Source organism: Nocardia nova NBRC 15556, assembly GCF_001613005.1.
Lineage (GTDB): Bacteria > Actinomycetota > Actinomycetes > Mycobacteriales > Mycobacteriaceae > Nocardia > Nocardia nova.
In genome coordinates, this window is the sequence record NZ_BDBN01000031.1 from 85114 (window position 1) to 100906 (window position 15793).

Below are 15793 nucleotides of genomic sequence, written 5' to 3' on the forward strand. Positions count from 1 at the left end.
GGGCCGGAGCCACTATCCGCCGACGACCACCGGTACCAGTTGTTCGTCGTCGGTCCACGCGCCGTGGTGCCCGAGCAGTGTCGATTCGACAGGTTCGCGACCGGGGCAGACGAGCACGCTGCGGTCGCGTGCCACGGCGATGATGTCGCCGATCCGTTCGGCGATCGCCGGACCGGGCGGGGTGGGCCCGAACCAGTGCTCGGCCAGCGCCTGGTCGCGACTCACCACACGTGCGTGCCCGGCCAGTTCCTCGGCCCACGCGGCCAGCACATCGGGCAGCGCGCCGGGACGTTCCAGGTAGACGTGCCGCGCCCGGGCCTCCCCGCCGATCAATCGCACCTCGCGATGCAGGTCGGCGCGTGCGTCCAGATCGACGACCTCGCCCGCGCGAATCATGCCGTGATCTCCGGTGACGATCAGCGTGCACGTCGCGGGCAGTTCGGTCAGCAGATCCGCCACGAGCGCATCGATCCGAGCCAGTTCCGCCAGCCATTGCGCCGATCCCGGACCGTACAGATGTCCGTTCGCGTCCAGCTCCGGATAGTAGGCGTAGGCGAATCGGGACCCGGAGCCGGAACCGGCCGCGACGGAAAGGATTCCGTCCCGGACGCCGTCCAGGTCTTCGGCCGGGTGCAGCGTGCCCGGGGCGCGGAAGACGGCGCGCGTCAGACCGGATCCGCCCTGATATCCGGGAACGACGTAGTGCACCTCGACGCCGTGCGCGGCGAGGTCCTGAACCCGGCTGCGAGCCGGCTGTATCTGCTCGGGCGGGTACTGCTCGCGGGCATCCGGACCGGTCGCACTGTCCAGACGCCAGCGCAGCGCGTTGAGCAGTCGCGGCCCCGCATCGGCGGGCACGGCGAAGCTGTAGCCGATGATGCCGTGGGTCGCGCACGGTGCGCCGACCGCAAGGCTCGCCAGGCCGACCGCGGTCGTGGCCGGGAATCCGGTGGCCACGGTGGTTGCCACATGTGCGGCCAGCGTCGGCGCGGTGTCGCGGTGGCGGGCGAGCAGTTCGGCGCCCAACCCGTCGACCAGCAGCACCACGACATCGCGGTTCGGCCTCAGGCCCAGCGGATTGTGCACATCCATCCCCAGGGCGGCGGCCACCGAGGGCAGGAGGTCGGCGAGTGAGTAACGCATCATCGCCCATGGTGCCGCATCGATTCCGCTGCGACGAGCCGATTTCCGAGCCGACCCGCGGCGGCTCCGGTTTCCCGCTCAAGCGAGAGGTTCGCGCAGTTCCCGGACGACGATGGCATTGCCGCCCCGTTGTTTCGCCCGATACATGGCGGTGTCCGCGAAGCCGAGAAGCCGCTCGGGCGAGACACCGTCATCGGTCGCCGCACCGAGGTCGACGACCACCACGCCGATGCTGGCGGTGACCGCGGCCCCATCGCTCGAATTCTCGACCGCCCGCCGCAGCCGCTCGGCCATCGCCCGAGCGGCTCCGGCGTCCAGCGGACCGACGATCGTGAACTCCTCACCACCGGTGCGCGCGATGGTGGCAGTGGGGTCGGCGGTGTCGCGCAACCGTGCCGCGATTCTGGCCAGCACCCGGTCGCCCTCCTGATGCCCGAAGGTGTCGTTGACCTCCTTGAATCGATCCAGGTCGATGACCATCGCGCAGAGCGGCGCGCCGGGGGCGAACACCCTCGGTAGGTGGTAATCGAGGCCGCGCCGGTTCAGCAGGGTTGTCAGTGGATCCGACAACGCGTTCGTGCGCAGCACCCAATAGAAGAACTGCAGCGTGGGGAGCACGAAAACGACGGCGAGGACCATGATCAGCGCGGTGGCCATCGCAAGGGGGACGTCGCGATCGGAGTCGGAAGAGATCGTCATTCGTCCCGTGACCAGCAGCACCGAGAACAGCGACCACCCCGCGTGCACGGCGAGAGCCTTGGCGCTGTGGAAGAGCGCGAGGTAGCCGCCGGTCAGGATGAGGGTGGTCGCGTTGATCATCGCCACGCGGCCGGAGACCAGCAGGCTGCAGATCGTGATGGCGATATCCGCAACTGCTATCAACGCCAGGGAAACCGAAGCAGTCGGCCAGGGCAGTAGATACCAGCGCAGGGCCGCCAACAGCGCCACAACGGCGAACAGGCCGATCACCGCCCGGCCGAACGCGCTCTGCGGGCCTTCGGGCGACAGCAGGAGCATGAGGGCGACGAAGCACAGGCCCAGCCCGGATGTGCCGATCGAGAATTTCAGCAGGCCGAGCGCCCCCTGGTTCCGGAGCGTGCTCAGCAACCAGCGATAGTCGATGGGTTCTCGCCACCACATCCGCACGGCGCGCAGTCCGCCGGAGTTCAGCGCGTCGGCGACACGTGTCCGCGCGGACACGCCCCTGCTGCGGCGAGGCTCGACGCCGACCGGCTCGGGTGCAGCCATCCGACAACGTTAGGACCGCGTCGGACGCCCTGTGAAGTGCCGCAGGACCAGCGATCGATGGCCGTTATGCCCTCCTCCGCCCAAACCTCGAACGAGCCGGCTCGGTGCCGGGGTCAGTTCCTGATTTCCCGGATGAACACCCGGCCGTCACGGGTGGTGGTGATGGCGGTGTAGGCGCGATAGAGGAAACCGCGGTCGGGGCGGCGCTCGAACACCTGCACCCGGTAGCGGTCCGGGACATCTCCACCGGTCACGTGCACGCAGTGCTGGGTGCCGACGGGGACCTGGTCGATCTGCCTCTGCAGGGTTTCGGCGGAGGGGACGGCGGTCGATTCCGGAGCGACGTATTCCCGGGCCGCCGAACCGCTTCGGGTGTCGTACCGCGCGTATTCGTAGCCCAGCACGGCGTCCGGGCCGGATGCGGTGCCGCCGGGCGCGTCGTCGTTGACGTCGGTCGCGGTCCGGGTGGCGTAGCACCACGGAACGCTGTCGGGCGCCGCGGCGCTCGCATCGGGGGTGGCTGTCGCATCCGGCGCGGCGACACCCATCGGCAGCTGCGGCCACCAGCGATCGTAGATCTCCAGCGCCGCATGTTTGGTCCAGCGCAGGCCGAGGACGAATCGGGAACGCTGCGCGTCCCGGGGGAACAATGTGTACAGGTCCTGCGTCCCGGTCGAGTCCGGCGTCGGCAACACCACATCCAGCGGATCCGCGAAACCTGGATGCTTCGCCAGCAGGTCCCCACTGTGTCTACTGGCGTCTGCGGCGAATTCAATTGCGGCATCGCTGTTTTCGAGATCGACGATCTCCACGCGCAGATCCCGATCCGGATTCTCGCAGGCGACGGCCGCTCGCTCTCCCGCCGTCGCATCGACCGCGCACCGCGTCCCCGACCACCCCGTCTCCCCGGGCCGATCGGACAACAGCTGCGGGAAACTGTCCACGATCAGCCGATGTTTCGCATCCCAGCCGACAGGAGCCGAACCCCGGCCCGACAGTTCCCCGATCGCCAGCCCCGCTCCGGCCACGAGGACCACGACTGCGGCGACGGCCGCGCCCCGCCGGATCCACCTCCTCGGCCGCGCCCCGACGCGAACCGCCGGCGAAGCGATCGACGGCTCGCCCGGCGTCGGTCGATGCCCCCGCCCCGGCACGTCGAATGCCTGCCGCACCGGAAATCCCGCCTGCGTGACTGCCACCGCCCCTTCCTCCTCGGCACGGTCCGGGGCGTGATACACATCGCGTACCGAACCAGATCCTCGGCCGTGGAAGGCATTTCGTAGATCGGCGGCGAATTCCCCACAGCTGCCGTACCGCTCGCCCGGGTGTTTCGCCATCCCCCGCACGAGCACCGCGTCGAGCGCCGGCGGCAGGTCCGATCGCACCGCGGTCAGCCGGGGAATCGGTTTGGTGACGTGCCCGGCGACCACCTGCCCGGGATTGGTTCCGGCATAGGGCGGCCGGCCGCACAACAGGGTGAACAGGGTGCAGGCCAGGGAATACTGGTCGCACCGATGGTCGAGCGGTTCACCGGAGAGCTGTTCCGGGGAGGCGTAGGCGAGAGTGGCGGTGAGGGTGCCGGTCACCGTGAGTTCGGTATCGGCGTCCTGTAATCGGGCGATGCCGAAATCGGTGAGGACCGCCCGTTCGGCGCGACCGGCGTCGGGTGTCTCGAGCAGGATGTTCGCCGGTTTGATGTCGCGGTGCAATACCGCCTTGCTGTGCGCGTAGTCCAGTGCCGCAGCGGTTTCGGTGACGATGCGCAACACCCGCTCGGTGGTGAGAGCCCGCCGGTCCAGCCGCGCCGCATCGGTACCGTGCACATACTGCATGGATATCCACAGGTGTCCGGCATCGGCGCCGCGGTCGTAGATCCGCACGATGCCCGGATGTTCCAGGCGGGCAACGATATCGGCTTCCTGATCGAACCGGCGGCGGCGCTCGTGATCGGCGGAGACCTCGCGGTCGAGCAGCTTCAGTGCCACTCGGCGCGGCAGCCGCGGGTGGCGGGCGAGATAGACCGTTCCCATTCCGCCACGGCCGAGGACGCCCTCGATGAGGTAACCGGCGAACGTCTCGCCGATCGCGAGTGCGGCCACGGTCCCCCTTCTGGTCGAGCCCACCGAGGCGTCAGCAGCTTACCGGGCGGATCCGCCGGCCCTCGCCGGGCGGTGGCCTCCTCCGATACCGTGGATATCCAGCGTCGCGTATGTCGATGAAGGTGGTGAGATCGCAGTGTTCGACCCGTTGGCCGATATCGACCGGGCCCTCGCCGACCGGGCCGGATGGACGTGGTTCGACGACCACCTGCTGTACACCTGCGGGGTGCTCGATCTGCTGCGTCGCGAGGAGTTGGCGCGGATGCCCGTCAAGTCCACCCGGATCCGGATCGACCCGGGCGAGGTCTGTATCGCGGAAGGCCCGGCGACCTGGTCGTTCTGGCGGGCGCCCGGGGACGGCAGCTGGACCCGCAACAACATCTACGTCGCGGGCAGCGCCTCCTTCGTCGCGGCCGCGCAACTGGGGAACGCGCTGGTGAATCAGGCCCGGCGCCAGCGTGCGGAGGCCGCGTCGCAACCGCGCTGGATCGCCGAACGCCCCGGTTCGGTGATGATCTCCGACCGCCGCATCCACCTCACCAACCCCGACTACTCCTTCCGGATCCGGTGGGCATCGCTGGAGACGATCGACCTGACCGCCGCCGATCAGGTGGTCGCGCGCTACGTCGACCGCAATCGGACCTTCCACCAGTGGCAGGTCCGAACACCTTGGGCCGTACTGATATTCGTCGTCGCCGCCCATCTGCACTTTCCGAATCATCCGCTGCTGCTGTCCGGAAATTGGCTACCCGCGGGTTTCGAGGACAAATGCCATCTCGCGGGGAAGAAATGCCCACCGGTCCGAGAGCGCTGACCTCGTCCGCCGCCACCCCTCGTCCCGCTCGTGGTGAGGGTTGCTGGGCAATGTCGGCGCCGCGTGGCACCATCGCGTTGTGAGCAGCACACCTGCCCCCGACCCGCGCCTGCGCGATCTCGCCCGGCTGCGCAAGGTCCGCGACCGCATCGACCGGGAATATGCGAAACCCCTGGATGTGGAGGCCCTCGCGCGCGATGTGCACATGTCCGCGGGGCATCTGAGCCGGCAGTTCCGCCTCGCCTACGGGGAATCGCCGTACGGATATCTCATGACGCGGCGAATCGAACGCGCGATGGCGCTGCTGCGCCGGGGTGATCTCAGCGTGACGGAGGTGTGCTTCGAGGTCGGCTGCCAATCGCTGGGCACCTTCAGTACCCGCTTCACCGAACTGGTCGGAGTGCCGCCGAGCGTCTACCGGCGCGAGGCCGCCGACGCCACTCTGGGCATGCCGTCGTGTGTCGCGAAACAGGTGACCAGACCGATCAGGAATCGAGAAGCGCAGGTTACCGAGTAGGAATTAGCGTGAGCGACATGGACATCACCATTCACGACACCTTCCTCCCGCAAGACGATCCGGAGGCCGCGCTGACGTTCTACCGCGACACGCTCGGCTTCGAGGTGCGCAACGACGTCGGCTTCAAGGGCATGCACTGGATCACGGTCGGCCCCGCCGGACAGCCGGACATCTCGATCGTGCTCTACCCGCCGAACGCCACCCCCGGCGTCACGGAAGAAGAGCAGCGCACCATCTCCGAGATGATGGCCAAGGGCACCTTCGCCAGCCTCAACCTGGCGACCAAGAACGTCGACGAGGTGTTCGAGCGGCTGCAGGCGAACGGGGCCGAGGTCGTGCAGGAGCCGACCGACCAGCCCTACGGACTGCGCGACTGCGCGTTCCGCGATCCCTCGGGCAATCTGCTGCGGATCCAACAGGCCTCCTGAGCCGACCCCGACAACCGAGCCGGCCCGGCGGACCAGGCCGCCCACCCTGAATTGGAGAAACCATGAGCAAGGCCTCGACGCCGGACCGGCACGTTGCCGACACCCACGACCTGATCCGCGTACACGGTGCGCGGGTCAACAATCTCAAAGACATCAGCGTCGAAATTCCCAAGCGTCGCCTGACCGTCTTCACCGGCGTCTCGGGATCGGGGAAGAGTTCGCTGGTCTTCGGCACCATCGCCGCGGAATCGCAGCGGATGATCAACGAGACCTACAGCGCCTTCGTCCAGGGCTTCATGCCGACGCTGTCGCGGCCGGAGGTCGACTTCCTGGACGGCCTCACCACCGCGATCTCGGTCGACCAGGAGCGGATGGGCGCCAACCCCCGCTCCACGGTCGGCACCGCCACCGACGCCAACGCGATGTTGCGCATCCTGTTCAGCCGCCTCGCCCAGCCGCAGATCGGCTCGCCGAACGCCTATTCGTTCAATGTGCCCTCGGTGACCGCCAGCGGTGCGATCACCGTCGAGCGCGGCGGTAAGACCAAGGCCGAGAAGGCGACCTTCCACCGGCTCGGCGGTATGTGCCCGCGCTGTGAGGGCATGGGCTCGGTCACCGATTTCGACCTGACCGCCCTCTACGACGAGAGCCTGTCGCTCAACGAGGGTGCGCTCACCATCCCCGGCTACAGCATGGACGGCTGGTTCGGCCGCATCTACCGCGGTTGCGGGCTGTTCGACCCCGACAAGCCGATCCGCAAGTACAACAAGCGGGAACTGCACGACCTGCTCTACAAGGAGCCGACCAAGATCAAGGTCGAGGGCATCAACCTCACCTACGAGGGGCTGGTCCCGAAGATCCAGAAGTCGATGCTGTCCAAGGATGTCGATTCGCTGCAGCCGCATATCCGTGCGTTCGTCGAGCGTGCGGTGACCTTCACGACCTGCCCGGAATGTGAGGGCACCCGGCTCAGCGCCGAGGCCCGGTCCTCGAAGATCGGCGACAAGAGCATCGCCGACGTCTGCCGGATGCAGATCAGCGATCTCGCCGAATGGGTGCGCGCTCTCGACGAGCCGTCGGTCGCACCGCTGCTGAAAGGTCTGCAGCACCTGCTCGACTCGTTCACCGAGATCGGCCTCGGCTATCTGTCACTGGATCGGCCGGCGGGCACGCTCTCCGGCGGTGAAGCCCAGCGCACCAAGATGATTCGCCACCTCGGCTCGTCCCTGACCGATGTCACCTACGTCTTCGACGAACCCACCATCGGCCTGCATCCGCACGATATCGAGCGAATGAACAACCTGCTGTTGCAGTTGCGCGACAAGGGCAACACGGTGCTGGTGGTGGAGCACAAGCCGGAAGCGATCGCGATCGCCGACCATATCGTCGATCTGGGTCCGGGGGCCGGAAGCCAAGGCGGCACAGTCTGTTTCGAGGGCGATATCGAGGGGCTGCGCGCCAGCGACACGATCACCGGCCGCCATCTCGACGATCGGGCGAAACTGAAGGACGCGCCCCGGAAGTCGGCCGGCGCGTTGGAGATTCGCGGCGCCTCCACCCACAACCTGAAGGATGTCGACGTCGACATCCCGCTCGGGGTGCTGTGTGTGATCACCGGCGTGGCCGGATCCGGTAAGAGTTCGCTCATCCACGGGTCGGTCGCCGACCGCGACGATGTCGTGGTGGTCGACCAGGGCGCGATTCGCGGCTCCCGGCGTAGTAATCCGGCCACCTACACCGGACTGCTCGAGCCGATCCGCAAGGCATTCGCCAAGGCCAACGGCGTCAAGCCGGCGCTGTTCAGCGCGAATTCCGAGGGCGCGTGCCCCACCTGCAACGGCGCCGGCGTGATCTACACCGATCTGGCGATGATGGCCGGCGTGGCGACCACCTGCGAGGAATGCGACGGTAAACGCTTCCAGGCGGCGGTTCTGGACTATCACCTCGGCGGGCGCAACATCAGCGAGGTGCTGGAGATGTCGGTGGCGGAAGCCGAGGAGTTCTTCGGCGCGGGTGAGGCGAAACTCCCGGCGGCACACAAGATTCTGCAACGCCTCGGCGATGTGGGACTCGGCTATCTGAAACTGGGTCAGCCCCTCACCACGCTGTCGGGTGGTGAACGCCAGCGCATCAAACTCGCCACCCACATGGGCGAGAAGGGCGGGATCTACGTTCTCGACGAGCCGACCACGGGCCTGCATCTCGCCGATGTGGAGAACCTGCTCGGCCTGCTCGACCGCCTCGTGGACTCGGGCAAATCGGTGATCGTCATCGAACACCACCAGGCGGTCATGGCGCATGCCGACTGGATCGTCGACCTCGGTCCCGGGGCCGGCCACGACGGCGGGCGCATCGTCTTCGAGGGAACGCCGGCCGATCTGGTCGCCGATCGCTCGACGCTCACCGGCGAACACCTCGCCGCCTACGTCGGCGGGTAATTCGCGCCCCCCCGCGACAGCGATCGCTTCTCCGAGCGCCTGCCGGTTCCGGTCGACCGGAACCGGCAGGCCGGGTGCGTCGGCGCGGGCGGCTCAATGCTGCGCCGACGCGGTCTGTGGTCGCCCGAATCAGCGAGCGGGCGGGTAGGGCGTCATGCGGTGTCCCCACCGGTGGGATCGGCCAGGCCGCGTTCGTAGGCCGCGCGGGTGGTGGAACCGCGGGTCGCGGCGACCTGATCGGGAACCATGCGCCGGAAGGTCAGGTCGCGCAGGCGCTGCGGGAGCAGTTCGGCGAGCCGGACGAGCGGACCGATGTATCGCGGCACGGTGACCTCGAAACGAGGGTGTTCGATGGTCCGCAGCACCGCGCGGGCGACATCGGCGGGCTGGAGCAGTTTCGCGGCGCCGGTGGCGGTTCCCGCGGCCAGTTCGGTCGCGACCACCCCCGGCATGATCACCGAGATCCGCACGCCGCTGCCGCGCAGTTCCTCGCGCACGCCCGTCAGATAGCCGAGCACCCCGTGTTTGGTCGCGGCGTAGGTCGATTCGCCGGGCGGGGACAATCGCGCGGCGGCCGAGGCGATCGTGACGATGTGGCCCCGCCCGCGCGCCCGCATGCCCGGTGCGACCAGCCGCACGCCGCGGATGACGCCGTGCAGATTGACCTCCAGCATGCGCACGGTCGCGACCTCGGGTTCCGCGTCGAACGGGCCCACCCACATCACCCCGGCATTGTTGACCAGCACGTCGATCGGACCCCACAGCGATTCCACGGCGGCGACGAAGCCGCGGAAGGAGTCCGTGTCGGTGACGTCGAGCGCGAAACCGCGCACGGTACCGGACAATTCGGCCGCGGTGGCGACGGCCGCCGGTTCGTCCCGGTCGCCGATGGCAACCCGGGCACCGGCCTCGGCGAGCACGCGCGCGATCTCCCGGCCTATGCCCCGCGCCCCGCCGGTCACCGCGACGACACGACCGGCAATCGGTGAGGTCATGGATGTTCTCCATTCTGACATGCCTGCGTGTCAGCAACGATGCTCTAGTGTGCCATAGGCCGGGACGTAAGGACAGGGGCATGTCGGGACGGAAGTATCAGGGACTGATGCCGGACGAGCGTCGAGTGCAGCGGCGCGCGGCGATCCTGGACGCCGCGCTGGAGGTTTTCGGCACCACCGGGTATGCGGGCAGTTCGGTCAAACAGATCTGCCGGGTCGCGCGGCTCACCGAACGGTATTTCTACGAATCCTTCGCCGACCGCGAAAGTTGCCTGGCCGCCTTGTATTCCGAGGTCGTGGACCAGGTGCGCGCCGCCACCACGGCCGCGATGATATCGGCGGGCGACGACATCGACGACCGAACCCGTGCCGGAATACAGACGTTCATCGAATATCTGACCGAGGATCGGCGACTTGCCAGAGTGGCCCTGATCGAGGCCGTCGGCGTGTCCTCCACCATGGAGGAACGCCGCCACGAGGTACTGCGCGAATTCGCCGAGATCGTCACCACCACCTGGGCCGCCGCCCGCTCCGAACCCCTGTCGGCCAAACAACATGCGGCCGCGGTCGCCCTCGTCGGCGGCGTCAACCACCTACTGGTCGACTGGCTGATGAGCGGCACACCCCACACCCCCGCCGCACTCACCGACGTCTGCACCACCCTGTTCATCGCCGCCCGCCACACCCTCGAAGCGGAAGCCTGATCGGCGGACCGACCCGCCGGCGGGTTTCCGAGGCCGCCTACCAGGTTATTTCGGGCAGTTCCACGTCGATCGGGAAAGGCTTCTCGATGCGCAACTGTTTGCGGAAGACGCCACTGGGCGCGTAGCAACCGCCCTCGGGCAGCAGCTCGAACGTGTAAACGACCATCGCGTCATCCTCGTTCTCGACGCGCCAGAAGCACTTGATGCCTGCCTCGGCATACTGCGCGGGACGAAGTTTACGATCCTTGGTCTTCGTGCTGGGCGAGACGATCTCTACGGCGAGATGCACGTCCCCCGACTGGTAGACCGACGTATGCGGCCCGAACGCGGCCCGCGACACGATCAGAACGTCCGGCTCCGGCACGGAATGGCCCAGGTCGATGCCCTTCTCGGAGATCACGACCATCTCCGTCGGCAGGATCGGTCGTAACGCGGCCTTCAGCGTGTCCCGGACCTCGTCGTGCCAGGGATCAGCAGGGGCCATCATCACGACTTCACCGTCCAGCAGCTCGAAGTTGCCATCGACTACTTCCATCAAGCGAGGTAGATCTTCGGCGGTGAACCCGCCGGGTGGCGGCGTCGGCAACAGCACCATCCGACCGCGGATCGGTTCGTCGTGGTGATGGTGGGCGACGGTCATACCTGAAGGCTACCCGCTGGATCGATCGTGATCGGGTCCGTTTCCTCGCTCATTCGACTCGGTTCCACCCGAAGGCGCTCGCACCGAGCGAACCGTGAATACGATTCGGCCCCCGTTCCGTTCGGAACGGGGGCCGAATGTGGTTGTCCTCTACCGGATTACCGGTAGTCGCTGAAACCGTAGTCGTCCAGCGGGACCGCGGCACCGGTGGTGGTGCCGAAGCCCTCCGGGCTGTAGTAGGTGTCGTCGTAGGACGGCACCGCGTACGCCGCGGCACGGGCCTCTTCGGTCGGCTGCACCTGGATGTTGCGGTAGCGGTTGATACCGGTACCGGCCGGGATCAACTTACCGATGATCACGTTCTCCTTCAGGCCGATCAGCTTGTCGGAGCGGCAGTTGATCGCCGCGTCCGTCAAGACACGAGTCGTTTCCTGGAAGGAGGCCGCCGACAGCCACGAATCGGTGGCCAGCGACGCCTTGGTGATACCCATCAGCACCGGGCGACCCGACGCGGGCTCGCCACCCTCGGCGACGACGCGGCGGTTGGACGCCTCGAACTCCGAACGCTCCACCAGCGAACCGGGCAGGAACTCCGTCGCACCCGAGTCGATGATGGTCACGCGGCGCAGCATCTGGCGAACAATGACCTCGATGTGCTTGTCGTGGATGGACACACCCTGCGACCGGTAGACCTCCTGGACCTCGTGGACCAGGTGGATCTGCACCTGACGCGGGCCCATCACACGCAGCACCTCGTGCGGATCGGCCGAGCCCTCCAGCAGCTGCTGGCCGACCTCGACGTGGTCGCCGTCGGCGAGCAGACGCTCGGAGCCGTCCTCGTGCTTGAACACCCGCAGACGCTGACGCTTCGACAGCTTGTCGTAGACCACCTCGTCCGAACCGTCGTCCGGAATGATCGTGATCTTGTAGAAGCGGTCGTCGTCCTCGAGCCGCACCCGGCCCGAGACCTCCGCGATCGGCGCCTTGCCCTTGGGCACACGAGCCTCGAAGAGCTCCTGCACGCGGGGCAGACCGCCGGTGATGTCGTCACCCGCGACACCACCCTGGTGGAAGGTACGCATGGTCAGCTGGGTACCGGGCTCACCGATGGACTGGGCGGCGACGATACCGACGGCCTCACCGATGTCGACCAGCTTGCCGGTCGCCATCGAGCGGCCGTAGCAGGTCGCACACACGCCGGTGCCGGTGGTGCAGGTGAGCACCGAGCGGACCTTGACGTCGGTGATGCCGGCCTCGAGCAGCGCCTCGATGGCGGGGTCGCCGAGGTCGTGACCCTTCTCCACGATGACGTTGCCGCCTGCGTCGACCGCGTCGGCGGCCAGCGTCCGGGCGTAGGTGCTGGTCTCCACGTGCGGATCGCGGATGAGCAGGCCGTCGGGCTGCTTCTCGGCGATCGCGACGAGGATGCCGCGCTCGGTGCCACAGTCCGTCTCGCGCACGATGACGTCCTGCGACACGTCCACCAGACGACGGGTCAGGTAACCCGAGTCGGCGGTACGAAGCGCGGTGTCGGCCAGACCCTTTCGCGCACCGTGGGTGTTGATGAAGTACTCCAGAACGGTCAGGCCCTCACGGAACGAGGACTTGATCGGCCGCGGAATGAACTCACCCTTCGGGTTGGTCACCAGACCCTTCATGCCCGCGAGGGTACGAGTCTGGGTGAAGTTACCCGTGGCGCCCGAATCGACGATCGTGATGATCGGGTTGTCGGCCGGGTAGTGCGCACGCAGCGCCTTACCGACCTCTTCGGTCGCTTCCTGCCAGATCTTGACCAGGGCGTTGTTGCGCTCCTGGTGGTCGAGAGCACCACGCTGGTACTTCTTCTCGATCTGGTCGGACTGCGCCTCGTAGCGCTCCATGATCTCGGCCTTCTCCGGCGGAACGAGAACGTCCGACATGGAGACGGTGACACCCGAACGCGTGGCCCAATAGAAGCCGGCGTCCTTGAGCTTGTCGACGGTCTGCGCGACCACGATCATCGGGTAGCGCTCGGCGAGATCGTTGATGATCGTCGCCTGCCGCTTCTTCGGCATCTGCTCGTTGATGAACGCATAGTCCGCGGGCAGCAGCTCGTTGAAGATGACCCGGCCCAGGGTGGTCTCGCACAGCCACGCGTCGCCGCGCTGCCAGCCCTCGGGGAACAGCTCAGCCTCGATGTCCTTCGGCGGGCGCTGATCGGTCAGGCGCACCTTGATCAGCGAACGAACCGTCAGCTCGCCGCGGTCGACGGCCATCTGGGCCTCGGCCGGCGACGCGTAGACGCCCTGCTCGGGAGCATCCGCGGTGGCAGGCCGGTACTCGCCCTTGGCGCCCTCTTCCAGGCGGGTCAGGTAGTACAGACCGGTCACCATGTCCAGACGCGGCATGGCCAGCGGGCGGCCGGACGCCGGGGACAGGATGTTGTTCGACGACAGCATCAGGATGCGGGCCTCGGCCTGCGCCTCCGCCGACAGCGGCAGGTGCACGGCCATCTGGTCACCGTCGAAGTCGGCGTTGAAGGCCTCACAGACCAACGGGTGCAGCTGGATGGCCTTACCTTCGACCAGCAGCGGCTCGAAGGCCTGGATACCCAGGCGGTGCAGCGTGGGCGCACGGTTCAGCATGACCGGGTGCTCGGCGATGACCTCTTCGAGGACGTCCCACACCTGGGCACGCTGCCGCTCGACCATCCGCTTGGCGGACTTGATGTTCTGCGCGTGGTTCAGGTCGACCAGACGCTTCATCACGAACGGCTTGAACAGCTCCAGCGCCATCAGCTTGGGCAGACCACACTGGTGCAGCTTCAGCTGCGGACCGACGACGATGACCGAACGGCCGGAGTAGTCGACGCGCTTACCGAGCAGGTTCTGACGGAAACGACCCTGCTTACCCTTGAGCAGATCGCTCAGGGACTTCAGCGGGCGGTTACCGGGGCCGGTCACCGGGCGACCGCGACGGCCGTTGTCGAACAGCGCGTCCACGGACTCCTGCAGCATCCGCTTCTCGTTGTTGACGATGATCTCGGGGGCGCCGAGGTCGATCAGTCGCTTGAGGCGGTTGTTGCGGTTGATCACGCGGCGGTACAGGTCGTTCAGGTCGGAGGTGGCGAAGCGGCCACCGTCGAGCTGAACCATCGGGCGCAGCTCCGGCGGGATCACCGGAACGGCGTCGAGGACCATGCCCATCGGCGAGTTGCCGTTGGACTGGAAGGCCGCGACGACCTTCAGGCGCTTGAGCGCGCGCAGCTTCTTCTGGCCCTTACCGGTGCGAATGGTTTCGCGCAGGTTCTCGGCCTCGGCGTCGATGTCGAAGTTCTCCATCAGCTTCTGGATGGCTTCGGCACCCATCGCGCCGGTGAAGTACTCGCCGTAGCGGTCCTGCAGCTCGCGGTAGAGGACCTCGTCCACGATCAGCTGCTTGGGAGCCAGCTTGGTGAAGGTGGTCCAGATCTCGTCGAGCCGGTCCAGCTCGCGCTGGGCGCGGTCGCGCAGCTGGCGCATCTCGCGCTCGCCGCCGTCCTTGACCTTGCGGCGGACGTCGGACTTGGCACCCTCGGCCTCGAGCTCGGCCAGGTCGGCCTCGAGCTTCTGGGCGCGGGCCTCCAGGTCGGCATCGCGCTGGTCGGCGATCGCCTTCTTCTCGACCTCCATCTCCGCCTCGAGCGTGGACAGCTCGTTGTGGCGCAGATCCTCGTCGACGGTGGTGATGACGTAGGCGGCGAAGTAGATGATCTTCTCGAGATCCTTCGGCGCCAGGTCCAGCAGGTAACCGAGGCGGCTCGGCACACCCTTGAAGTACCAGATGTGGGTGACCGGCGCGGCCAGCTCGATGTGGCCCATCCGCTCACGACGCACCTTGGCGCGAGTCACCTCGACGCCACAGCGCTCACAGATGATGCCCTTGAAGCGGACGCGCTTGTACTTGCCGCAGTAGCATTCCCAGTCCCGGGTGGGACCGAAGATCTTCTCGCAGAACAAGCCGTCCTTCTCCGGCTTGAGCGTGCGGTAGTTGATGGTCTCCGGCTTCTTGACCTCACCGTAGGACCAGTTGCGAATGTCTTCGGCGGTCGCCAGGCCGATCCGGAGTTCATCGAAGAAGTTGACGTCTAGCACGTAACTTCCTTTCCCCTGTTCGGGTTCAGTATCGAGCAAAGTTCGCTAGTTCGTCCGCCGTGGCGGACCACTTCCGCGGAGCGGGAAACTATGCCCCGGCGCCCAATGCGGGCGCCGGGACCGATCGGCTACTGCGCGAGGTCGTCGACCGTCGCAGCTTCGTTGCGGGACAGGTTGATGCCGAGGTTGGCCGCGGCACGCTCGAGGTCCTCGTCGTCACCGTCGCGCATCTCGATCGCCGCGCCGTCGGAGGACAGTACTTCGACGTTGAGGCACAGCGACTGCAGTTCCTTGAGCAGAACCTTGAACGACTCCGGGATACCCGGCTCGGGAATGTTCTCGCCCTTGACGATCGCCTCGTACACCTTCACACGACCGACCACGTCGTCGGACTTGATCGTCAGCAGCTCCTGCAGCGTGTAGGCAGCGCCGTAGGCCTGCATGGCCCAGCACTCCATCTCACCGAAACGCTGACCACCGAACTGCGCCTTACCACCGAGCGGCTGCTGAGTGATCATCGAGTACGGACCCGTCGACCGCGCGTGAATCTTGTCGTCCACCAAGTGATGCAGCTTCAGGATGTACATGTAACCCACCGCCACCGGATACGGGAACGGCTCACCCGAACGACCATCGAACAACACCGACTTACCGT

The 15793-nt window shown here is 67.0% G+C and carries 12 protein-coding genes; 5 read left to right on the plus strand and 7 right to left on the minus strand.

Annotated elements, in window-relative coordinates:
• Window positions 1–12: 12 nt before the first annotated feature.
• From NN2_RS13770 to NN2_RS38160, 3 genes are all read right to left on the minus strand, one after another.
• Window positions 13–1143, minus strand: a complete 1131-nt coding sequence (locus NN2_RS13770) for an alkaline phosphatase family protein (protein WP_063013696.1) — start codon at window positions 1141–1143, stop codon at window positions 13–15.
• A gap of 78 nt (window positions 1144–1221) precedes the next feature.
• The gene (locus NN2_RS13775; RefSeq protein WP_082856976.1) at window positions 1222–2391 is read right to left on the minus strand and encodes a GGDEF domain-containing protein; all 1170 of its coding nucleotides are present in this window, start codon (window positions 2389–2391) and stop codon (window positions 1222–1224) included.
• Window positions 2392–2504: 113 nt separating this feature from the next.
• On the minus strand, window positions 2505–4490 hold the full coding sequence (locus NN2_RS38160) for a serine/threonine-protein kinase (RefSeq protein ID WP_063013673.1): 1986 nt from the start codon (window positions 4488–4490) through the stop codon (window positions 2505–2507).
• Window positions 4491–4626: 136 nt separating this feature from the next.
• On the opposite strand from NN2_RS38160, the gene NN2_RS13785 reads away from it, so the two are divergent.
• From NN2_RS13785 to NN2_RS13800, 4 genes are all read left to right on the plus strand, one after another.
• On the plus strand, window positions 4627–5304 hold the full coding sequence (locus NN2_RS13785; RefSeq protein ID WP_063013675.1) for a hypothetical protein: 678 nt from the start codon (window positions 4627–4629) through the stop codon (window positions 5302–5304).
• Between the two features lie 79 nt (window positions 5305–5383).
• Window positions 5384–5821, plus strand: coding sequence for a helix-turn-helix transcriptional regulator (locus tag NN2_RS13790; RefSeq protein ID WP_030517087.1), 438 nt, complete (start codon window positions 5384–5386; stop codon window positions 5819–5821).
• Between the two features lie 17 nt (window positions 5822–5838).
• Window positions 5839–6249 (plus strand): VOC family protein, encoded by a 411-nt coding sequence (locus NN2_RS13795; RefSeq protein ID WP_030517086.1) that lies wholly within the window; start codon window positions 5839–5841, stop codon window positions 6247–6249.
• A 62-nt stretch (window positions 6250–6311) separates the two neighbouring features.
• Complete coding sequence (locus NN2_RS13800; protein WP_063013677.1) at window positions 6312–8687, plus strand: ATP-binding cassette domain-containing protein; 2376 nt, start codon at window positions 6312–6314, stop codon at window positions 8685–8687.
• A gap of 152 nt (window positions 8688–8839) precedes the next feature.
• On the opposite strand, the gene NN2_RS13805 is transcribed toward NN2_RS13800, so the two are convergent.
• Entirely contained in the window at window positions 8840–9682 is an 843-nt protein-coding gene (locus tag NN2_RS13805) for an SDR family oxidoreductase (RefSeq protein WP_082856977.1), read from the minus strand.
• Between the two features lie 80 nt (window positions 9683–9762).
• Between NN2_RS13805 and NN2_RS13810 the strand changes: the two genes are divergently transcribed.
• Window positions 9763–10386, plus strand: a complete 624-nt coding sequence (locus tag NN2_RS13810) for a TetR/AcrR family transcriptional regulator (protein ID WP_063013681.1) — start codon at window positions 9763–9765, stop codon at window positions 10384–10386.
• 37 nt (window positions 10387–10423) lie between these two features.
• On the opposite strand, the gene NN2_RS13815 is transcribed toward NN2_RS13810, so the two are convergent.
• The 3 genes from NN2_RS13815 to NN2_RS13825 all read right to left on the minus strand — a co-directional run.
• Entirely contained in the window at window positions 10424–11026 is a 603-nt protein-coding gene (locus NN2_RS13815) for a Uma2 family endonuclease (protein WP_063013683.1), read from the minus strand.
• A 158-nt stretch (window positions 11027–11184) separates the two neighbouring features.
• The gene (locus tag NN2_RS13820) at window positions 11185–15138 is read right to left on the minus strand and encodes a DNA-directed RNA polymerase subunit beta' (protein WP_063013685.1); all 3954 of its coding nucleotides are present in this window, start codon (window positions 15136–15138) and stop codon (window positions 11185–11187) included.
• Window positions 15139–15266: 128 nt separating this feature from the next.
• Window positions 15267–15793, minus strand: a 527-nt coding sequence (locus NN2_RS13825; RefSeq protein WP_501193551.1) for a DNA-directed RNA polymerase subunit beta, incomplete at its 5' end; no start/stop codon positions are given.